The 21428-nt window shown below is 42.7% G+C and carries 22 protein-coding genes; 19 read left to right on the forward strand and 3 right to left on the reverse strand.

Annotated features, from left to right (window positions below):
• Positions 1-4: 4 nt before the first annotated feature.
• Entirely contained in the window at positions 5-1327 is a 1323-nt protein-coding gene (locus G613_RS0108860) for a chloride channel protein (protein ID WP_029232321.1), read from the forward strand.
• 30 nt (positions 1328-1357) lie between these two features.
• Here the strand turns inward: G613_RS0108860 and G613_RS0108865 are convergent, their stop codons facing one another.
• Complete coding sequence (locus G613_RS0108865; RefSeq protein WP_029232322.1) at positions 1358-1630, reverse strand: hypothetical protein; 273 nt, start codon at positions 1628-1630, stop codon at positions 1358-1360.
• Positions 1631-1845: 215 nt separating this feature from the next.
• Between G613_RS0108865 and G613_RS0108870 the strand changes: the two genes are divergently transcribed.
• Positions 1846-2205 (forward strand): hypothetical protein, encoded by a 360-nt coding sequence (locus tag G613_RS0108870; RefSeq protein ID WP_029232323.1) that lies wholly within the window; start codon positions 1846-1848, stop codon positions 2203-2205.
• A 138-nt stretch (positions 2206-2343) separates the two neighbouring features.
• Here the strand turns inward: G613_RS0108870 and G613_RS0108875 are convergent, their stop codons facing one another.
• Positions 2344-2856, reverse strand: coding sequence for a hypothetical protein (locus tag G613_RS0108875; RefSeq protein ID WP_029232324.1), 513 nt, complete (start codon positions 2854-2856; stop codon positions 2344-2346).
• Between the two features lie 153 nt (positions 2857-3009).
• Between G613_RS0108875 and G613_RS0108880 the strand changes: the two genes are divergently transcribed.
• The 8 genes from G613_RS0108880 to G613_RS0108915 all read left to right on the forward strand — a co-directional run bounded on the left by G613_RS0108880 (position 3010) and on the right by G613_RS0108915 (position 10796).
• Positions 3010-4173, forward strand: coding sequence for an ABC transporter substrate-binding protein (locus tag G613_RS0108880; RefSeq protein WP_029232325.1), 1164 nt, complete (start codon positions 3010-3012; stop codon positions 4171-4173).
• 152 nt (positions 4174-4325) lie between these two features.
• Positions 4326-5213, forward strand: a complete 888-nt coding sequence (locus G613_RS0108885) for a branched-chain amino acid ABC transporter permease (RefSeq protein ID WP_029232326.1) — start codon at positions 4326-4328, stop codon at positions 5211-5213.
• Positions 5214-5318: 105 nt separating this feature from the next.
• Positions 5319-6365 carry a branched-chain amino acid ABC transporter permease gene (locus G613_RS0108890; protein ID WP_029232327.1) on the forward strand — a complete coding sequence of 349 codons (1047 nt, stop codon included), beginning with the start codon at positions 5319-5321 and terminating at the stop codon, positions 6363-6365.
• Between the two features lie 24 nt (positions 6366-6389).
• Complete coding sequence (locus tag G613_RS0108895) at positions 6390-7148, forward strand: ABC transporter ATP-binding protein (RefSeq protein ID WP_029232328.1); 759 nt, start codon at positions 6390-6392, stop codon at positions 7146-7148.
• Positions 7149-7190: 42 nt separating this feature from the next.
• A complete protein-coding gene (locus tag G613_RS0108900; RefSeq protein WP_029232329.1) occupies positions 7191-7904 on the forward strand; it encodes an ABC transporter ATP-binding protein in 714 nt (237 codons plus the stop codon).
• A 98-nt stretch (positions 7905-8002) separates the two neighbouring features.
• Positions 8003-8638 (forward strand): AAA family ATPase, encoded by a 636-nt coding sequence (locus G613_RS0108905; protein ID WP_029232330.1) that lies wholly within the window; start codon positions 8003-8005, stop codon positions 8636-8638.
• 314 nt (positions 8639-8952) lie between these two features.
• On the forward strand, positions 8953-9990 hold the full coding sequence (locus G613_RS0108910) for a 5'-3' exonuclease (protein ID WP_029232331.1): 1038 nt from the start codon (positions 8953-8955) through the stop codon (positions 9988-9990).
• A 62-nt stretch (positions 9991-10052) separates the two neighbouring features.
• On the forward strand, positions 10053-10796 hold the full coding sequence (locus tag G613_RS0108915) for a lysophospholipid acyltransferase family protein (protein WP_029232332.1): 744 nt from the start codon (positions 10053-10055) through the stop codon (positions 10794-10796).
• On the opposite strand, the gene G613_RS0108920 is transcribed toward G613_RS0108915, so the two are convergent.
• Positions 10771-12021 (reverse strand): sensor histidine kinase, encoded by a 1251-nt coding sequence (locus G613_RS0108920; protein WP_029232333.1) that lies wholly within the window; start codon positions 12019-12021, stop codon positions 10771-10773. The two genes, G613_RS0108915 and G613_RS0108920, sit on opposite strands and share 26 nt — an antisense overlap.
• A gap of 79 nt (positions 12022-12100) precedes the next feature.
• On the opposite strand from G613_RS0108920, the gene G613_RS0108925 reads away from it, so the two are divergent.
• The 9 genes from G613_RS0108925 (at position 12101) to G613_RS0108965 (ending at position 21413) form a co-directional block, all read left to right on the forward strand.
• Entirely contained in the window at positions 12101-12289 is a 189-nt protein-coding gene (locus tag G613_RS0108925) for a hypothetical protein (RefSeq protein ID WP_029232334.1), read from the forward strand.
• 95 nt (positions 12290-12384) lie between these two features.
• Positions 12385-12579, forward strand: coding sequence for a DUF6465 family protein (locus G613_RS0108930; RefSeq protein WP_029232335.1), 195 nt, complete (start codon positions 12385-12387; stop codon positions 12577-12579).
• A 211-nt stretch (positions 12580-12790) separates the two neighbouring features.
• Positions 12791-13909 (forward strand): glycosyltransferase family 4 protein, encoded by a 1119-nt coding sequence (locus G613_RS0108935; RefSeq protein WP_029232336.1) that lies wholly within the window; start codon positions 12791-12793, stop codon positions 13907-13909.
• A 1-nt stretch (position 13910) separates the two neighbouring features.
• The gene (gene pseC / locus G613_RS0108940; protein ID WP_029232337.1) at positions 13911-15113 is read left to right on the forward strand and encodes a UDP-4-amino-4,6-dideoxy-N-acetyl-beta-L-altrosamine transaminase; all 1203 of its coding nucleotides are present in this window, start codon (positions 13911-13913) and stop codon (positions 15111-15113) included.
• 68 nt (positions 15114-15181) lie between these two features.
• Complete coding sequence (wecB, locus tag G613_RS0108945; protein ID WP_029232338.1) at positions 15182-16369, forward strand: non-hydrolyzing UDP-N-acetylglucosamine 2-epimerase; 1188 nt, start codon at positions 15182-15184, stop codon at positions 16367-16369.
• 3 nt (positions 16370-16372) lie between these two features.
• A complete protein-coding gene (locus G613_RS0108950) occupies positions 16373-17785 on the forward strand; it encodes a sugar transferase (RefSeq protein WP_029232339.1) in 1413 nt (470 codons plus the stop codon).
• A 74-nt stretch (positions 17786-17859) separates the two neighbouring features.
• Positions 17860-18900, forward strand: coding sequence for a polysaccharide biosynthesis protein (locus G613_RS0108955; RefSeq protein WP_029232340.1), 1041 nt, complete (start codon positions 17860-17862; stop codon positions 18898-18900).
• 3 nt (positions 18901-18903) lie between these two features.
• Positions 18904-20139 (forward strand): glycosyltransferase family 4 protein, encoded by a 1236-nt coding sequence (locus G613_RS0108960; RefSeq protein ID WP_029232341.1) that lies wholly within the window; start codon positions 18904-18906, stop codon positions 20137-20139.
• Between the two features lie 35 nt (positions 20140-20174).
• On the forward strand, positions 20175-21413 hold the full coding sequence (locus G613_RS0108965; RefSeq protein WP_029232342.1) for a polysaccharide biosynthesis C-terminal domain-containing protein: 1239 nt from the start codon (positions 20175-20177) through the stop codon (positions 21411-21413).
• Positions 21414-21428: the final 15 nt, after the last annotated feature.

Genomic DNA, 21428 nt, shown 5'->3' on the forward strand with positions numbered 1-21428 from the left:
ACTTATGGAAAAGAAAGAAAATCCAATAGAGTACATCATTGAGCATATGCCGGATGTGGATCTTTTTGGACGTATGAGAGTGTTATTCAGATGGCTGTTTTTTGGATGCCTAACTGGACTTGTTGTGGGCGTTATAGGAACAGTCTTTTACTACGCAATTGTATGGGCCACAGGATTTAGAACAGGCCATGACTACATTATTCTGGCGCTTCCTCTTGCGGGACTTGTGATTGTCTTTTTATACAGACTCTGCAAGGACTATGAGGACAAGGGAACTAACCTTGTTATCAAGTCAATTCAGGAGGGAGATAACCTTCCTATAACAAAAGCGCCCTTGATCTTCATTTCTACAGCCTTGACTCATTTATTTGGTGGTTCTACAGGACGAGAGAGTGCCGCTCTTCAGATGGGCGGAAGCATCGGATATAACCTGGGTAAGCTCTTTAAATTAAAAGAGGGAAATATCAAGATCATCACCATGTGTGGTATGAGTGCTGCTTTCTCAGCGCTATTCGGAACACCAATGGCAGCAGCTTTCATGGCAATGGAAATTGAAAATGTAGGTGTCATGTACTACTCAGCCCTTGTCCCTTGTGTTATTTCAGCCCTCACAGCTCAGGGAGTGGCTAGGCTCCTGGGAGTTACAGCTGAGGTATTTACTGTAGAAGTTGTCCCTGCCTTTGATGTTTATCATGCAGTGTTTACCGGAATTCTTGGAATACTGTGTGCGGTAGTCAGCGTTCTCTTTTGCCAGACCCTGAAATTTGCGGGAAGAAACTATAAGAAGCTTTTGCCAAATCCATACATCAGAGTATTCGTTGGAGGCTGTATTGTGGTGGCACTGACCATCCTTATGGGAATTAGAATTGACGCGACAGGACTCCACTACGTAAGCGGTGTTCATTACTACAACGGCGCCGGAATGGATGTTATTGAGATGGCCATCAAGGGTGAAGCGCCCTATCTGGCCTTCCTTTTCAAGATTATATTTACAGCTCTCACACTGGGAGCAGGCTATAAAGGCGGTGAGATTGTGCCGGCTCTTTATATCGGAGCGACCTTTGGATGCCTTTATTCTCAGATTCTTGGCTTTGATCCTGCTCTCTGCGCAGCTATCGGAATGGGGGCTTTGTTCTGCGGAGTTACGAACTGTCCGATATCTTCACTGTTTATCTGCTTCGAGCTCTTTGGCTTTAAGGGTATGCCCTATTATCTTTTGGCGGTGGCTTTAAGCTACACCTTCTCCGGCTACTCAAGTTTGTATAGCAGTCAGAGGATTGCATACTCTAAGTTCCACAATAAATATGTAAACAGAGAAACTAAGTAAAAAATGAGCTAGGGTATCCCCTAGCTCATTTTAAATTGTTTCAGCTCTGAACTCGTCAAACTGAGGGTCTTCAACGAAAGCTTTGATGAGATTCAGCGGCGTAATTCCAATTGCTTCGTGGTGAATCTGTTGTCTTATCACCATTTTCTCATATGAAGAGAGCTCACAGAATTCTGGATGACTCTTTTCATATTTCTCGTTAAGCTGGTCGAATAAATTGTACTCCGGATCTCCCCATGCAAATACTTGCGCTGTCTTCAAATTTGGTTTGAACGGAGAATACTGCAGTTGGTTGTTGCCCATCTGGCGTTGCTCCTTTCTAGTTGCAAAATGAAGTTAGTAACCCTCTTTATTATTTTATCATATTTTTTAACTAATTTTTATAAATCATTACAAAAAGTTTACGCAGAATTCCGAGGGGCATAATTGCATGTAAAGTCGCTATATTATAGTATTTAGACAGAGAAATACGGTAGTGATTCAAGGTCGGAAAACTCCGGTCAAGAGGAAGTGATAGTATGGGAATTTCTATCGGGTCAATTGGAAGTTCATATGGAATGAGCTTTGTCCAGCCGATGAATTATACAATTAAGAATCAATCAGAGGTATCGGACGAGTTCACAAAGAAAGGCGTTTCGGGACTTGTGACAAACGTCGCCCCGGTTGCATATCCTAATGCACAGGCTGTTACAGAAGCCGGCGACGAGGAAGAAGATCCAATGCAGATGGCCATTGATATGGTCAAGAAATCTCAGGATGCAAACCGCATGTACAATGATGTGGCTCAGAAATTCCAAGGAATGACAGTAGGCTACACCCAAAATCAGGGAGCAATGTCATATGGTATTTCAGGAGGAAACCTGGATTTATTTGCATAAGGACGACAGGGCGACGAAACCCAAAAGTTTATGTAGTAAAAAGGTAGGATACATATAGAAAAGAAGCGGCACAACTTGATTCTATCGGGTTGGTGCCGCTTCTTTGTATGAAAGGAAACGTTACATATAATTTTCTTTTTATTTGGTCAGGTTTTTAAGAAGCTGGGCTTCATGTATCTTTTCATTTACATCAGCAAGGAACTGATGGTTCTGTGGATCTGTTATAAAATCCAGGAAATCCTTGGCCTCTCTGATAGTAAGTTTCTGAATCTCTACAAGGTAGTAGAGAATTTCTTCTCTGGTCTTGCCTTCATTAATATATCTGTCGACGATATCAAACAAAACCATGAATCTGCGCATTTTAACTTTAGTCTTAATATGGTGGAGTTCGATGAGGATTGCCGCAAAAATAAAAAAGGCTGCGACTGAAAGTAAGATAAAAATCACACCCAAAAAGAGCTTCCCTCTATTAAAGTTCAGAAGGCTGGCGAAAAGTGAAAAAAATGAAATCAACGAGAATGATGTCAAAACGATGGCAAGTCTCGCCTTGTTCCTGGTGGTGTCTTTAAGTGACATCAGACGAACAGTGATTCCAAATACCAAATAGAAAACTGCCGCAAAGGCAATTCCCAAATAAGATAATTGAAGCATATTCAATTCCCCCTCTATGTATTAATTCTAACAATGTTAATGTACTAATGCAATCTACTTTTTTTTGTTGACTTTTACACTACAATGCTTTAATCTTTAAAAGTATAAGATTGTATACAAATATACATTTTTATCACGAGGAGGAATTGCTATATGAAGAAGTTCAATGAATTAGTTAGTTTAGCAGCAGCTACAGTCATGGCAGTTTCAATGATTGCAGGATGCGGCGCAGCATCAGACGGCGGCAGCAGTGATACTTTCAAGATCGGTGCAATCGGACCACTTACAGGTGGCGCAGCTGCTTACGGTAATGCAGTTTGTAATGCAGCAGAGCTTGCTGTTGAGGAAATCAACGCAGCAGGTGGTATTAACGGATACAAAGTTGAGTACAAAAAAGAAGACGATGAGCTCAACGCAGAGAAGTCAGTAAATGCATACAATACCCTTAAGGACTGGGGTATGAAGATTCTTGTTGGATCAACAACAAGTGCATGTTCAATTGCAGTTTCAGAGAACACCAAGGCTGACAACATGTTCCAGCTCACACCTTCAGGATCAGCTGAGGACTGCGTTAAGTATGACAACGCTTTCAGAGTATGTTTCTCAGATCCTAACCAGGGAATTGCTTCTGCTCAGTACATTTCAGATAACAACCTTGCTACAAAGGTAGGTATCATCTACGATAGCTCAGACGTATATTCAAGCGGTATCTATCAGAAGTTTACAGAGGAAGCAGCAGGCAAGAACTTCGAGATCGTTTCTGCTGAAGCTTTCACACAGGACAACAACACAGACTTCTCAGTTCAGCTTCAGAAGGCTAAGGATGCAGGCGCTGACCTGGTATTCCTTCCTATCTATTACAAGGATGCTTCACTTATCCTTACACAGGCTAACACAATGGGATATGCACCAATCTTCTTTGGCGTTGATGGACTCGATGGAATCCTTACAGTTGAGAACTTTGATACATCACTTGCAGAGGGCGTAATGCTTCTTACACCTTTCGCAGCAGATGCTACTGATGATCTTACAGTTAACTTCGTTAAGAATTATCAGGAAAAGTATGGTGAGATTCCTAACCAGTTCGCAGCAGATGCTTACGATGCAGTTTACATCATCAAGCAGGCAATCGAAGCCAAGAACGTAACACCTGACATGAGCACATCAGATATCTGCGAAGCTCTTAAGAGCGCAATGACAGAGATCGAGGCTTCAGGTCTTACATCAGCCAAGATGACATGGGAAGCAAACGGCGAGCCTAACAAGGAGCCTAAGGCTGTTGTAATCAAGAATGGTGCTTACGTTTCTGCACAGTAATTAAGCTTTATAACTAACCGACCTTAGTTTTTGTCATATTCAGCGAGGGACGCTGTCACAGGTGCCCCTCGTTTTTTATAAAAAAATATATATCTTGATGTTTTTTATCATATAATAATAGTTATAATATCGACGTTTTGGGGGTGCCTTAGATGAGTAGTTTTCTTACATATCTCATTAGCGGACTTAGCTTGGGAAGTATATATGCCATAATAGCCCTTGGATATACCATGGTTTATGGTATTGCCAAGATGCTTAACTTTGCTCACGGAGATTTCATCATGGTGGGCTGCTATATAATCTTTACCGTAAGCGGAGCCCTTTCCGGCAATTCGATTGTGGGAATCATAGTCGCAATAGTTCTTTGCACACTCCTTGGTATTACAACTGAATTTGTAGCCTACAGGCCACTTAGAGGAGCAGCTTCTCCACTGGCGGTTCTTATTACAGCCATTGGCGTCAGCTATTTCCTTGAGAACCTGGCGCTCCTTATCTTTGGCGCTGACATTAAATCTTTTACTTCTGTAATTAAATGGGAAGGCCTTACCTTCGCAGATGGAAATCTCAGGATCCAGGGCGTAACCATTGTTACTATAGTTGTAAGTCTTGTTGTTCTCTTAGTTTTGCAGCTCTTTATCAAAAAAACCAAACAGGGTCAGGCTATGCTGGCTGTTGCGGAGGACAAAGGCGCAGCAACTCTTATGGGTATCAACGTAAACAATACAATCATGCTGACCTTTGCAATTGGTTCTGCTCTTGCAGCCATTGCAGGCGCGCTTCTTTGCTCAGCTTACCCTTCTCTTTCTCCGTATACAGGAGCAATGCCCGGTATCAAAGCCTTCGTTGCGGCGGTTCTTGGAGGAATCGGATCAATCCCCGGAGCCATGATCGGCGGACTTCTTCTTGGAATAGTTGAGATTCTCAGTAAGACCTATATTTCATCACAGCTTTCTGATGCAATAGTGTTTGGTATTCTCGTTGTGGTGCTTCTTGTTAAGCCTACGGGAATCCTCGGTAAAAAGATACAGGAAAAGGTCTGACCTTGAAGAGGTATTATACGAGGCTAGGTCGCACCTTTGTTCTGGCTCACATATACTTGTATATGTGAGAGCAGAACTTCATTATAAAAGATGGAGTAAAAGACAATGAACAAGACAAAAGACAATCTCATTACATACGGAATTGTAATCGTGGCCTACATTATTCTTCAGACTCTTGCGGTCACAGGAATTTTATCAAGTCACATGAAGGGCCTTTTGGTTCCAATGACCTATTATGCGGTTATCGCTGTTGCTCTTAACCTGTGCGTTGGAATCCTGGGAGAGCTCAGTATCGGACATTGCGGGTTTATGTGTATCGGTGCCTTCACAAGTGCATTTTTCTCAAAGCTTACAGAAGCGTCTATTCCTGCGGCACCACGTTTTATTCTGGCTTTCATTATAGGAATTGCCTTCGCCGCACTGTTTGGCTTCCTCATCGGAATCCCGGTTCTTAGACTTAAAGGTGACTATCTGGCAATCGTTACTCTGGCCTTTGGCGAAATTATCAAGAATGTAATCAATGCTTTTTACATCGGCGTAGACAAAAACGGAGTTCATTTTTCTCTGAAGAACGCTATGGAACTAAACATGGAACCGGACGGACAGCTCATTGTAAACGGAGCCATGGGAATCACAGGAACTCCTCATAATTCAAGTTTCACAGTGGGAATCATAGTTCTTTTACTATCCCTTTTCGTAGTTTTAAACCTTATTAACTCAAGGGACGGAAGAGCAATCATGGCTGTTCGTGATAACTATATCGCGGCAGAGGCAACCGGAATCAACGTTACCGGCTACAAGATGATGGCTTTTGTAATATCAGCAGCAATAGCAGGGGCAGCAGGAGTTCTCTTTTCCCATAACATCACTACCCTTACAGCATCCAGCCAGTATTTTGGATTTAACGCATCCATCATGATCCTTGTATACGTGGTTCTTGGAGGTATCGGTAACATCAGGGGAAGCGTAATTGCGGCCTGCGTGCTTTATCTTTTACCGGAGCTCCTTCGTGGACTTAACACCTACAGAATGCTGATTTATTCAATTGTCCTCATTGTTATGATGATCTACACCTGGTCACCTAAGGTACTGGAGTGGAGAAAAAGAACTCTTGGCAAGATCAATCTTCCATGGAAGAAGGCAAATATCTGATAAAAACTTTGTAGAGGTAGCAATATGGCACTACTTGAAGTAAACAATCTGTGCATATCATTCGGCGGTCTGAGAGCCGTTGATGATTTTAATCTTACAATTGAAAAGGGGCAGCTTTACGGTCTTATCGGACCTAATGGCGCCGGCAAGACTACAGTCTTTAACCTTCTTACGGGAGTTTACAAACCTAACGAGGGCAGGATTAAGCTTGATGGAAACGACATCACAAGGAAGTCTACCACTGAGATCAATCACGCCGGAATTGCCAGGACCTTCCAGAACATAAGGCTTTTCAAGAATATGTCCGTTATAGATAATGTTAAGGTTGGCCTTACAGAGCGCTTCAAATACAGCGCTCTTGAGGGAATTCTGCATCTTGGTAATTATCGCAAGGTGGAAAAAGAGATGGACTTTGAGGCCGAAAAGCTCCTTAAGGTATTTGACCTTGATAAGGAAAAAGATATTCTGGCTTCAAACCTTCCTTACGGAAAACAGCGAAAGCTTGAGATAGCAAGAGCCATGGCTACAAATCCAAAGCTCCTTTTACTGGATGAGCCGGCAGCAGGAATGAATCCTAACGAGACCAAGGAGCTGATGGATACTATAGCCCTTGTCCGCAAGGAATTTGATATGACGATTCTACTTATTGAACATGATATGAAGCTGGTTTCCGGAATCTGCGAAAAGCTTACAGTTCTCAACTTCGGACGAGTTTTGTGCCAGGGCGAGACAAAAGAAGTTCTAAGTGATCCGGAAGTTATCAAGGCTTATCTTGGAGAGTGATCTATCTGATTCGATATACAAATTTATGTACGAGGTTTATATATGGAACCATTACTGGAAGTAAAAGATTTAAGTGTATATTATGGCGTGATCCAGGCCATTAAAGGAATCTCTTTTCATGTAGATAAGGGAGAGGTTGTGGCTCTGATCGGAGCTAACGGTGCAGGCAAGACCACAACACTGCACACCTTATCAGGCCTTATCAATGCCAATAAGGGAGACATCCTTTACAAGGGACAGAATCTGACCAAGATTCCAAATCACAAGATTGTAAGTCTGGGAATGGCCCAGGTTCCTGAGGGAAGACGAGTTTTTGCGGAGATGACGGTTCTGCAGAATCTCAAGATGGGAGCCTTCACCAGAAGTGATAAGGCGGAGATGGATGAGACTCTTAAGATGATCTACAAGAGATTCCCAAGACTTGAAGAGCGTAAGAATCAGCTGGCTGGAACTTTGTCAGGTGGTGAGCAGCAGATGCTGGCCATGGGAAGAGCCCTTATGTCACATCCTGATATTATCCTGATGGATGAGCCTTCCATGGGTCTTTCACCGATTTTTGTAAATGAGATTTTCCAGATCATTCAGGACGTTAACAAGGATGGAGTGACAGTTCTTTTGGTTGAGCAGAATGCCAAGAAGGCGCTTTCCATCGCAAACAGAGCTTATGTTCTTGAAACAGGATCAATTGTAAAAGAGGGCCCTGCCAGCGAGCTTCTTAATGATGAGTCAATTAAGAAAGCATATCTTGGAGAGTAGAGCACTTGATGAGGTAGTTTCGAATTTAGTGCGAACCTTGGGTGAACACTTAGCGAGGTATTTACGAGCTTAGTGAGAATCCCAGAGTAGGAGGAAATATGAAGAAAATCACAATTACAATTGCACGTCAGTACGGAAGCGGCGGAAGAACCGTCGGAATCAGGCTGGCTGAGCAGCTTGGAATTCATTACTACGATAAAGAGCTTACCAAGGTAGCTTCGGAAAAGAGTGGTATTGCAGAGAGTCTTTTCCTGGATGCCGATGAGAGAATCAGGAAAAGAGCTTTTGGCAGAACTCCTGTCCATGTTTATAAATCAGAGATTATCGGACCGGACAGTCCTGAATATACATCCCCTGACAATCTTTTTAACCTGCAGGCGGAGTGCATCAAGGAAATTGTCAGAAATGAGCCCAGCGTAATAGTGGGAAGAGCTGCGGACTTTGTCCTTAAGGACTTTGATAATGTCCTCAGTGTATTTGTCCATGCGCCTCACAATTTCCTGATGGAACAGGCGGCCAAGGTTCAGCCTCTTAAGGGAAAAGAGCTGGAGAAGTTCTGCGCACAGGAAGACAGGTACAGAGCAGATTATTACAAGTACCACACAGGTCATGAGTGGACTGATGCCATGAACTACGATCTGTGTCTTGACAGTAGTAAGCTTGGATTTGATAAGTGCGTAGAAGCAATCAAAGCACAGGCAAAGGTAAGATTCGGAGAAGATGTCTTCGACTGAAGATAATGTTGAAAGTACACGGTACATATGACTGAATTTGAATATTGTATTGATAACAAGAAAAAGGACGACTGGCAAGGTCGTCCTTTTTAGGTAGGAGATTTTTATGACTATTGTATGTCATGTATGTAACGACGCCTTGGCATTGACGTCTTACTGGTTAGCTTTTGCTAACGAAATTATATTAGCATATGCTAACATATTGTGCAAGCCTTATTTTCAAATTTCTTTTTTTAAGATATAATAAAGCTTGGTTTGTGCTACAAATTTCTTGTGGCAGATACTATCAAGAAAGCATCCGCAAGGTGGCAATTATGGCAAATGAAAAGTTTATTTTAATAGATGGAAGTTCCATGCTGGTTACTAATTATTATGGAAATCTTCCCAAGGCTCTTTTGTTTGAAAAAGATCCTGAGAAAAAAGAAAAGCTCTACTCACAGATTCTTCATAATGAAAAGGGACAGTACACCAATGCTATGTATGGCATGATGCGTACCATACTCAAGATCATTGCTGAGCAGAAGCCTACACATATGATGTTTGCTTTCGATATGACAAGGGACACTTTTAGGCGAGAGAAATATCCTGACTATAAGGGCAACAGAGGAGATACTCCGGCTCCCCTCAAGGAGCAGTTTGAGAACATGGAAAACCTCCTTCAGGATATGGGCTTTCAGGTCTTTTATGACAACAAGTATGAGGCCGACGACATCGTAGGCAGTGTTGTCACCAAGTTTGAAAAAGAGATCCCTTCATATATAATTACCAAGGATCACGATTATCTGCAGCTTGTTTCCGACTATACAAGAGTATGGCTCATTCAGACCAAGCAGGAGACAGCTGACGAACTTCAGAATAAATATGGCGCCGAGTATGGTTGGAACAGTAAGCTTACTGCCATTCCTGACAAGGCCTTTGAGGTAACACCGCCTCTTTGTCTTAATGAGTATGGTGTAAAGCCAGACCAGATTCCTGACCTTAAGGGAATCCAGGGAGATTCAAGTGATAACATTCCCGGAGTCAAGGGAGTCAGCAGTGCTGCTATACCTCTTTTAGCAGAGTATGGAACAGTTGAGGATATTTACAAGGTTATTGATGAGTGCGGCGACGATGCCAAGGCTCTCAAGGCTCTTGGTGCTCATTGGAAGGATGACCTTGGAATTTCCAGAAGTCCTATGAAGGCTCTTATTGAGTACAGGGATATGGCATTTTTGTCCAAAGACCTGGCTAAGATCAGGAGAGACTACGAAACAGGAAAGAGTCTTGATGATTTTAAGATCAATATAGATAAAGATAAAGCGAAAGCTCTTTTTATGGAGTATGGTTTCAAATCCCTTGTTGAGAAACTGTGAGACATACTCAGAGTTTTCGGTTATAATCTTAATGAAAAAATTATTTTTGTTACAGAGGTTAGATGCGTAACTACTACCACACGATAATAATCAACATATTCAGAATAATATATTATGTTTGCAAATCCAGGATCTGGATGCGTCATCCTGACAAGCATACAGAAGAAGAGCGTTATGCCCTTGCCAATGAGATGATCACCAAGATGAACAAGTCTGTTGGCTATAAGACTATCGCTTATGGTCAGGAGAAACTTCCCAAGGAAGGCGGATACATGCTTTATCCTAACCATCAGGGCAAGTATGACGTCCTTGGCATTTTCAACACACATGAAAAGCCACTTTCCTTTATTATGGATGAAAAGAGATCCCATATTATTTTAGTAAGGGAATTCCTTGATCTTGTAAACGGCAAGCGCCTAGAGATGGATAATCCAAGACAGACCATCAGAGTATTCCAGGAGATGGCCGAGGAACTTAAGGCGGGAAGAAAGTTCATTCTTTTCCCGGAAGGTGGATACAAGGAAAACAACGGAAATGTTGTAGAAGCCTTTAAGCCCGGAAGCTTTAAACTGGCTCAGATGTCCAAGGTTCCTATCGTTCCTGTAGCACTTGTTGATTCCTACAAGGTTTACAACAGTGATGACCACTACGGCCCTGTTACAACTTATGTTTATTACATGGACCCAATTCCTTACGAAGAGTACAAGAACCTTAAGACCAAGGAAATAGCAGCAATCGTAGAGGGCAGAATCAAGGACAAGATTGCTGAGCACCTTAGCCTTACAGACAAGTCATCACAGCCTTAACAATAAACATTTCTCCGTCCATGGAGAAGCTTGCAACACCATTGTACTTGGTTGCAATAGATTTGATCTGATGGGTTCCGATGCCGCTTTGAATGGCCTTGGTACTGATTGGAAGACCTTCTTTATTAAACTTTATCTTTTCAGGGCAGTAGTTTTTTGTTTGTAGCCTTAACTTTCGCCCATCATAGGAAATATCCACAGAGATATATCTTTTATCTGCAGGAGCTTTTTGCTGGGACTCAAGAGCGTTTTCAAGAGCGTTGGCAAGAAGGCTTGTAAGCTCAATTTCTTCCATAGGGAAAAGCTCGGGAACGGAAGCTTTTGCCCTTAGCTTAAAGCCAAGCTTGTTGCATCTTGAGGTGTAGATTGTCAGAAGTTCATTCACAATCTTGTTGTCGCAGAATGAAACGGTAGTAACCTGCTCAAGCATTGAGTCGAATTCCTTCAGGTAATGCTTGGCTTTCTCATATTCCCCATCATTTAAAAGCCCGGACAATACACGGTTAAAGTGTCTTATGTCGTGCTTATATTTTCTAATTGTCAGCTCGTTACTTTCATATATAGAGAGCTGCTCTCTGAGTCTGCTTGTACGTTCTCTTTGGAAAAAAGAAATCTTTTCATCGGATATCTTTTTCTCAATCTGATAAGATGTCAGTTCATATTCCGTAATAGCTGCGGCTATCATTACAACCACATATATCACAGGAAACCAGTCCACCATGTTCTGACCGTAGGGCTGGAGATAGCCCCTTAGATCGGTATCGAAAAGTAAGATGCTAAGAAGAAGGCCACTTAATGCACTTATTGAGCCATAGACCACTCCTGCAAGGTAATTGGTGATAAAGGGCATAATCAGGATAAAGAGCCAGAAGGCGTCCATTCCGATTGTCCAGTCCACCTCCATGATGAGATGGAAAAAAAGAATGGTGCACATGCCGAAGGAAGCATAGATGCTGATCATGGTGTGGCGATGGGCCTTTTTGAGCAAAAAGCATATGCAGACCATAAACAGCGCAAGGCTTATATTGGTGACCTTTCCATGCATGTAACTATCTGAGGTAAAGAAAGTTGCGACCAGGCTGTAAAAGATGAATCCTGTAAGAAGAATGATGGATGTTTTGCATTTCTGTCTTTTGACATCCGATGAATTTTCAAACTCCACAAGCTGTTTTAGACTATACCTAAATCTTTTATTTAGATCGAAAAGAGAAAATTTGATGTTCATACTTATGCCTCGCTAGGATGTAAGATAAATCATATGATATAATTATTATACATGAAAAAACGTTTGCATGGAGGGGCGTATGAACAAGATACTTCTAATTTATGCGGAAATTATCTTTGTGGCAGGTGTAGTTCTTTTTACCTATGGTACCCTCAAAAAAGATAAAGAGGTTGAAGAGCCGGAGACAAATAGGTGGATGAGAATTCTTTCCATTATGCTGGTTGTTATAGCAGCAATCTGCCTTGCGATGGCATTCGCACAACCGTAAATTTATTATTATCTGAAAATTTCGAATAAATATTCACATTCGTTACAAAAAAGAGTTATAATGTATGCAATACATTTTAATGAGGAGGAAATAAGATGGCAGCAAAGGTTAACGCAAAGGTCGAGCTTCAGTTCGGCGACAAGGCTTACAACGAAGAGCAGCTTGTTTCCATGGCTAAGACAGCATATGGTAAAAAGGACATCAAGAACCTTGATATCTATGTTAAGCCAGAGGAGTGCAAGGCATACTACGTTGTTAACAATGATGTCACAGGCAGCTTTGATCTTTGATCGACAGCGTTTTGGGGACACCAAGTGAAATAGCGAATAAGAGGACGAGTGGATTACTAGTGATTCACTCGTCTTTTTTTGTATTGACTAACATGCTATAATAGTATGTCGAATTATGTAAAATTAGCGTAACTATATTTATACGTGTAGGGAGCTTGAGTTTGTGAAAAAAGCGGTAGCAACCGGAGAATATAGAAAACTTAATATAGTAATGTTGGGGCATAAGAGAATTCCTTCCAGGGAAGGCGGCGTAGAGGTCGTTGTGGAGGAATTATCAGTCAGGATGGCCAGACTTGGACACAAGGTTACCTGTCTTAACAGAAGCGGTCATCATGTAGCGGGAGAAGAGTACGACGCATACGTTGGTAATATTTATAAGGGCGTTCGCCTCAAAAATGTTCCTACTATCAATGTGAAAGGTTTTGCAGCAGCTACATCATCCTTCTTTGGGGCGCTTATCGCCGCCTTTGGAAGAGCCGATGTGGTTCATTTCCATGCAGAGGGGCCATGTGCAACCATGTGGATTCCCAAGCTCCTTGGAAAAAGATGTATCGCAACTATTCATGGCCTGGATCACAAGCGCCAAAAATGGGGCTATTTTGCAAGCCGTTACATTATGAAGGGCGAGAGGCGTGCTGTAAGATATGCGGACGAGATCATTGTCCTTAGCAGCAGTGCCCAGCAGTATTTTAAAGAGACCTACGGAAGGGACACAGTCCTTATTCCTAATGGTGTTAACAGGCCTGTTACTCTCCAGCCTGAGATGATTAAAGAAAAGTATGGAATTGATAGGGATGGTTACATTCTTTTCCTGGGAAGACTTGTTCCTGAGAAGGGCCTGGAGTATCTTATCAAGGCCTTTAAAGATTTAAATACCAACAAGAAACTCGTGATTGCTGGAGGCAGCAGTGACTCTCATGAGTTTGAGGAGAGAATGAAGGATCTGGCACTTTCCGATGACAGGATTATCTTTACCGGATTCGTTCAGGGAAGAGTTCTTTCGGAGCTTCTCAGCAACTGCTATTTGTATGTGCTTCCGTCAGACCTTGAGGGAATGCCACTTACTCTTTTAGAGGCCATGAGCTACGGCCAGTGCTGCCTTGTATCAGACATTCCTGAGTGTCTTGATTTTATCGGAGATAAGGCCCTTACCTTCCACAAGAGTGACGTACTGGATCTTAAGACCAAGATGCAGTGCCTTCTGGCCAATCCGGGAACGGTTGAGGCTTACAGGAAGGAAGCAGCAGACTACGTTTGTGAGAAATATAACTGGGACAGAGTTGTAGATGAGACCCTTGCCCTTTATCAGAAGACAGAAAAGAGGAAATAAAATGGAAAAAGAAAAACTTGCGATACATGGTGGTAATCCAATTAGAGAAACCAGGATTGATTATGGACGTCAGTGGATCGGAGAAGATGATGTTAAGGCTGTAGCTGAAGCCCTCACAGGAGCTTTGATTACCTGCGGACCTAGAGTGGCAGAAGTTGAGAAGAGACTGGCTGAGGTTACAGGTGCCAAGTATGCAGTTGTTGTATGTAACGGAACAGCTGCTCTTCACTGCGCCATGATCGCAGCAGGAGTTGGCCCCGGGGATGAGGTTATCACAACACCACTTACCTTTGCAGCTTCCGCAAACTGTGCTGTATATGTTGGAGCAAAGCCTGTATTTGCAGACGTTAATCCTGAGACTTATAACATTGATCCTGATAGCATTGAAGCTCATATCACAGACAAGACCAAGGCTGTTGTAGCAGTTGATTTTACAGGTCAGGCTGTAGAGCATGACAGAATCCGTGAGATCTGCAAGAAGCACAATCTTACTTATGTATGTGATGCTGCCCACGCTATCGGAACCAAGTACAAGGGACAGCCTGAAGGGTCTATTGCAGATATGACCTGCTTTAGCTTCCACCCTGTTAAGACTATTACTGCAGGTGAGGGCGGTGCTATCACTACTAACGATCCTGAATTATACAAGAAGCTTCGACTTGCTTCTCAGCACGGTATTGTTCGTAACCCTGATGATTTTGTTGAGAAGAACCCTGAGGGAATCTGGTACTACGAGATGCAGACCCTCGGCTTTAACTATAGAATGACAGACTTCCAGGCAGCACTTCTTACAAGCCAGCTCAAGAAGCTTGAGGAGTTCTCAAACAGAAGAAAAGAAATCGTCAAGATGTATGACGAGGCCTTTGCTGATGTTCCTGAGATCATTGTTCAGAAGGAAATCCCTGAGTCTGATACTACAAGACATCTGTACATTATCCAGCTTGACCTGGAGAAGCTCTCCTGTACAAGAGCTGAGTTCTTCCAGGCTATGAGCGCCGAGAAGGTTCAGTGTCAGGTTCACTATGTGCCTGTTTACTGGTTCCCATTCTATCAGAACATGGGCTACACTAAGGGACTTTGCCCTAATGCAGAGAAAATCTACAAGGGAATTATGAGTATTCCACTATACCCAATGCTCTCTGATGAGGATGTACAGAGCGCAATTGCAGCAGTTAAGAAGATTGTGAACTGGTATCGCAAGTAAGATTTGACGCATGCTGACAATGCATATGCGGTAAGTATGTATTAGATATAATTTAGACAGGAGACGTTATGTCAGATTTTAAAGGTTTTAAGAATAACGGAAAGCTTAAGCTTCTGATTATAGTTGGAACTCGTCCGGAGATAATCAGACTTGCTGCCGTAATCAAGAAGTGCAGAAAATACTTTGATGTGGTTTTGGCACATACAGGACAGAACTACGATTATAACCTTAATGGAATTTTCTTTAGGGATCTGGAGCTTGAGGAGCCTGAGGTTTATCTGGATGCAGTTGGTGATGATCTTGGAGCTACCATGGGCAATATCATCGATAAGAGCTACAAGCTCATGGTAAAAATAAAGCCTGATGCAGTTCTTGTTCTTGGTGATACAAACAGCTGCCTTTCTGTTATTGGTGCTAAACGTCTTCATATTCCAATCTTCCATATGGAAGCAGGAAACCGTTGTAAGGACGAGTGCCTTCCTGAGGAGACAAACCGCAGAATCGTAGACATTATTTCAGATGTAAACATGGCTTATTCAGAGCATGCCAGAAGATACCTCGCTGACTGCGGACTTCCAAAAGAGAGAACCTTTGTTACAGGTTCACCTATGGCTGAGGTACTTCACGATAATCTTGAGAAGATCAAAGCCAGTGATGTTCACGCAAGACTCAGCGCTGAAACCGGCGTTAAGATTGAGCCACACAAGTACATTCTCCTTTCTGCACACAGAGAAGAGAATATAGATACAGAAGAAAACTTCACATCTCTTTTCACAGCAATCAATGAGATGGCCAAGAAATACGATATGCCTATTCTCTATTCCTGCCACCCACGTAGCAGAAAGAGAATTGAGGCTTCAGAGTTTAAGCTGGATGAGAGAGTTATTCAGCATGAACCCCTGGGATTCCACGATTATAACTGCCTGCAGATGAATGCCTATGCAGTGGTTTCAGATTCAGGAACACTTCCTGAGGAGAGTAGTTTCTTTTTAAGCGTTGGAAGCCCATTCCCTGCAGTTTGCATCAGAACCAGCACAGAGAGACCTGAAGCTATGGATAAGGGCAACTTCATCCTGGCGGGAATTACCAAGGATAGTCTTCTTCAGGCGGTTGATACTGCAGTTGAGATGAACAACAACGGCGATTATGGCATTCCTGTTCCTGACTATGTGGATGAGAATGTTTCCGACAAGGTCGTTAAGATAATCCAGAGTTTTACAGGCGTTGTAAATAAAATGGTATGGAGAAAGTTCTGATTGATGGGGCAGTCTAAATTTACAAATAAATATGTATACAGATGGCTGTGCATGGTCATTTTATCAGTGATTGCCACCTGCATGTTCTTCTGGGTCTGGACCAACTTCGTTAAGGTCAACAACCAGACAGGAAGCTTGATGGGTAAGGGAAACCTTCTCATGGCATTTGGCATTTACTTTATGCTGTATCACATAATCGGCAAAGCCCTGAAGGCCTTCAGGATTGGCGTAGATAGAAAAGCGAATCTCTTGGCTTCACAGGTGCTGACATTGTTTTCCGTTGATGCAGTTGAAATCGCCGTATCCTGTGCTATTACGGGACAGTTCAGATTCTTTCCTGATTTCCTGTGGAGATACGTGCTTCTCGCCCTTGCCCAGTCAGTTTTGTTGTGCCTTTTGGTGATACCACTTGTTGATCTCTACAGGCACTTTTTCAAGGCTCACCAGATCCTTGAGATTTATCAGGATGCTTCCTATGAGAAGCTTCACTTTATGAATGACAGACCTGATAAGTTTCATATCAAGGACATTATCAGCATCAATGAGGGTCTTGAAACAATCTTCGATAAGATGGAGGACTACGATGCAGTCCTTATCAACGACATTCCTTCCGAAATCAAGAACGATATTCTCAAGGAATGCTTTAACAGAAATAAAAGAGTTTATTTTACTCCCAAGATTTCCGACATAATCGGCAAGAATTCAGAGGAGATAAACCTTTTTGATACACCGCTTTATCTGTGCAGAAATTCAGGGTTAACCTTCTGGCAGTCCTTTGTAAAAAGAACCTGCGACATTATCTTTTCCTTGATAGGCGTCGTGCTTACAAGTCCGATACTTCTTATCACAGCTCTGGCAATTAAGCTGGAGGACGGCGGACCGGTGTTCTTTAGACAGGAAAGAGCAACACTTGGTGGCAGAGAATTCAGTATTCTCAAGTTCAGATCCATGATAGTGGATGCTGAGAAGGACGGAAGACCACATCCTGCCGGTGAGAAGGATCCAAGAATTACCAAGGTTGGTAATTTCATAAGAGCAACCAGAATTGATGAGCTTCCACAGCTCCTCAATATTCTGAAGGGCGATATGTCTATTGTCGGACCAAGACCGGAGCGTCTTGAACATGTTCAGAAGTACTGCGAAGAAATACCTGAGTTTAAATTCAGACTTAAGGTTAAGGGCGGTCTTACAGGCCCTGCCCAGGTTTTTGGTAAATACAATACCAGTCCTCTTAACAAGCTTAAGATGGATCTTTACTATATAACCAATTATTCACTGCTGCTGGATTTGCAGATCATCTTCGAAACAGTAAAAATCCTGGTACAAAAAGAGAGTACGGAAGGGTTCTCACAGGAGAGAGTAGAGGAGATGCATGAGGTTGAGCTGCAGGGGGATGACGTAAATACGAAGGTTTGATGAATTTCAGGCAGAATGAATTGTAGAAAGTGATGAATGAAAAACTGATGAAAGAAGAATGGGAGAGTCAGAAAATGAGCGAATTTAAAGATAAAACACTACTTATTACAGGCGGTACAGGAAGTTTTGGTCACTGCGTACTTGATCACTTCCTTGACAGCGACCTTAAGGAAATAAGAATCTTTTCAAGAGATGAAAAGAAGCAGGATGACATGAGACATGAGCTTCAGGCTTTTCATCCTGAGCACTACAACAAGGTTAAGTTCTTTATCGGAGACGTAAGAAATATTCAGAGCCTTAGAGACTGCATGCCTGGTGTTGATTACATCTTCCACGCAGCAGCTCTTAAAGAGGTTCCAAGCTGCGAATTCTTCCCTATGGAAGCTGTTCGTACAAATATCGAGGGTACAGACAACCTGATCCATGCAGCTGTTGAGAACGGTGTTAAGCATGTGATCTGTCTTTCAACTGATAAGGCAGCATACCCTATTAACTCAATGGGTATCTCCAAGGCAATGATGGAGCACATCGTATACGCTAACGCAAGAATGGCAGCTGAGAGAGGAACAATCCTCAACTGTACAAGATACGGTAACGTTATGTGCTCAAGAGGATCAGTTATTCCTCTTTTCGTTAACCAGATCAAGAACGGACATCCTATCACAATTACAGACCCTAACATGACAAGATTCATGATGAACCTTGATGAGGCAGTTGACCTTGTTATGTTTGCATTTACACACGGCAATCCGGGAGATCTTTTTGTTCAGAAGGCTGATGCTTCCACAATCGGCGACCTTGCTACAGCTGTTCAGCAGCTCTTTGGCGAGACTGAGACCAAGATCATCGGATCAAGACACGGCGAGAAGCTCTATGAGACTCTTCTTACCAAGGAAGAGAGACTTCGCGCAGAGGATATGGGCGACTACTACAGAGTTGTAGCTGATGCAAGAGACCTTAACTATGATAAGTTCTATGTTCAGGGCGAAGTTCAGACTGCAGCTAAAGAGGCTTACACAAGCCACAATACAACAAGACTTGATGTAGAGGGCACAGTTAAGAAGCTCCTTGGTACATCCTACGTTCAGGAAGAGCTTGCTAAGCTGGAGAAATAATTTATGCGTATTCTTGTAGTTACAGAGTGCTTCTGGCCGGACATATATGCGGTCAATGACATAGTAGAGAAGCTGGTGCAGAAAGGCCACAAAGTCACAGTGTTGACAGGCCTTCCGGATTATACGACCACAGAAATCCCCCCGGAATACAGGCATGGCAAGAACAGACATCAGAATTATAAAGGCGCTGATGTATACCGAGTTCAGACTATTGCAAGACACCACGGACCAATCTGGAGAAGCCTAAGCTACCTGTCATTTGTGGTGGCAGGATGGATGAGAGCCAAGACCCAGGACTGGAAACATACTTTAGTTTGGGGAAAAGAGATTGATGACGCAGACTTTGACGTTATCTATGTGTGGGAAGTATCTCCTGTAACTATGGCAGTTCCGGCAATTGCTCTTAAAAAGAGATATAAAAAGCCTCTGTTCCTATACTGTATGGATATTTGGCCTGAGTGTGTTAAGGCCATGAGCATCAAGGAAGGAACACTTCCTTACAAGCTTATCCACTGGTGGACCAAGAGAATTTACAGACAGTGCGATCATATCGCAGTATCTTCCAAGCCTTTCTTCCAGTACATGGAGGAAAAGAATGGAATTTCCAGAGACAAGATGAGCTATCTGCCCCAGTATGCGGACGGCGGACTGTTGGAGCTGGATACACATAAAAACCCTTCTGACCACACCGACTTCCTCTTCATTGGAAACATCGGCAAGGCTCAGAATCTTGATTGCCTTATGAATGCCATGACTGTGTTTAAGGGTAGAAACGATGTGACTCTTCACATGATTGGCGGCGGATCAGAGTTTGAGAATATAAAGAAGATGGCAGATGATCTGGGAATATCAGATATAGTGACTTTCTATGGACCAAAGCCCTTTAAAGAAGCAGTTGCCTATTACAACAAAGCTGATGCCTGCGTTCTGACACTGGATGGAACAACTCATATCGGGGATACACTTCCGGGCAAGCTTCAGACCTACATGGCAGCAGGTAAGACAATTCTGGCAGCGGCAAACGGTGCAGCCATGGAAGTAATCAATGAGTCAGGGTGCGGAAAGTGCGTGGCAGCAGGCGATGCAGCAGCTTACGGACAGGCCCTGCTTGATTTTGTGGATTACAAAGAGAAGTACGCTGATTGCGGTGATAAAGCCCGCAAATACTTCCGTGAGAACTTCATGGAAGATCAGCACTTTGAGGAACTTGAGAGACTTCTTAGCAAGATGACTCAGTAAAGATAATAAGATAATAATGATCGAAGGAGCGAAAGATGAAAATCTTAGTGACAGGTGCTAAGGGATTCGTTGGACGAAACCTGGTTGAAAATCTCAAGAATGTAAGAGATGGCAAGAACAGAACAAGGCCAAATCTTACCATTGAGGGAATATTTGAATATGACATTGATACAGATCCTCTTTTGTTAAAAGACTATTGCAAGGAAGCGGACTTTGTTTTCCATCTTGCAGGAGTCAACAGACCTAAGGATCCTAAAGAGTACATGGACGGAAACTTTGGCTTTTCCAGTGTACTTCTTAATACATTAAAAGAATTTGATAACAAGGCACCGGTAATGCTGTCTTCATCAATTCAGGCATCGCTTACCGGTAGATTTGCCGGATCTGAGTATGGTAAATCCAAACTTGCCGGAGAGGAGCTCTTTTTCAAATATGGAGAAGAGACTGGGGCGAAGGTATTGGTATATCGATTCCCAAATCTCTTCGGAAAGTGGTGCAGACCTAATTACAATTCAGCAGTAGCTACATTTTGTAATAACATAGCCAACAGCCTTCCTATTCAGGTTAATGACCCCAGCACAGAGCTGGAACTGGTTTATATTGATGATCTTATTGAAGAGATGTTGGATGCTCTTGAGGGAAAAGAGCATTACATGACGGATGTATTGTTGAATGCCAGCGAGGAAACTAGTGATTACGGCAATGGAAATAGATATTGCTGCGTGCCGGTTTATCACAGGGCAACTCTTGGAGAGATAGTTAATCTCCTTCATACCTTTGAAGATATGCCGAGAACCCTTATAATACCTGAGATTCCCGATGGCTCTTTTGCCAAGAAATTATATTCAACATATCTCTCATACCTGCCAGAGGATAAGATGATCTATGATATTCCTAATGCAGAGGATGAAAGAGGCTCTTTTTGCGAGATACTTAAGACCCTTAACTGCGGACAGGTCAGCATAAATGTATCCAAGCCCGGAGTGACTAAGGGACAGCACTGGCATAACTCCAAGTGGGAAATCTTCATCGTAGTATCAGGAAGAGCTCTGATTCAGGAGAGAAAGCTTGGAATTAATCCGGAGACCGGAAGAGAGTACGACGTTATAGAATTCGAAGTATCAGGGGACAAACTTCAGGCAGTGCAGATGCTTCCTGGATACACCCACAATATCATCAACCTGTCCACTACTGAGAATCTGGTAACTGTTATGTGGGCTAACGAGATATTCGATGAGAAAAGACCTGAGACCTACAGGGAAATTGTGGAATAGTAGATAGACTTAGAT

This window comes from Butyrivibrio sp. VCB2006 (genome assembly GCF_000420945.1).
In the GTDB taxonomy this organism is placed as follows: domain Bacteria; phylum Bacillota; class Clostridia; order Lachnospirales; family Lachnospiraceae; genus Butyrivibrio.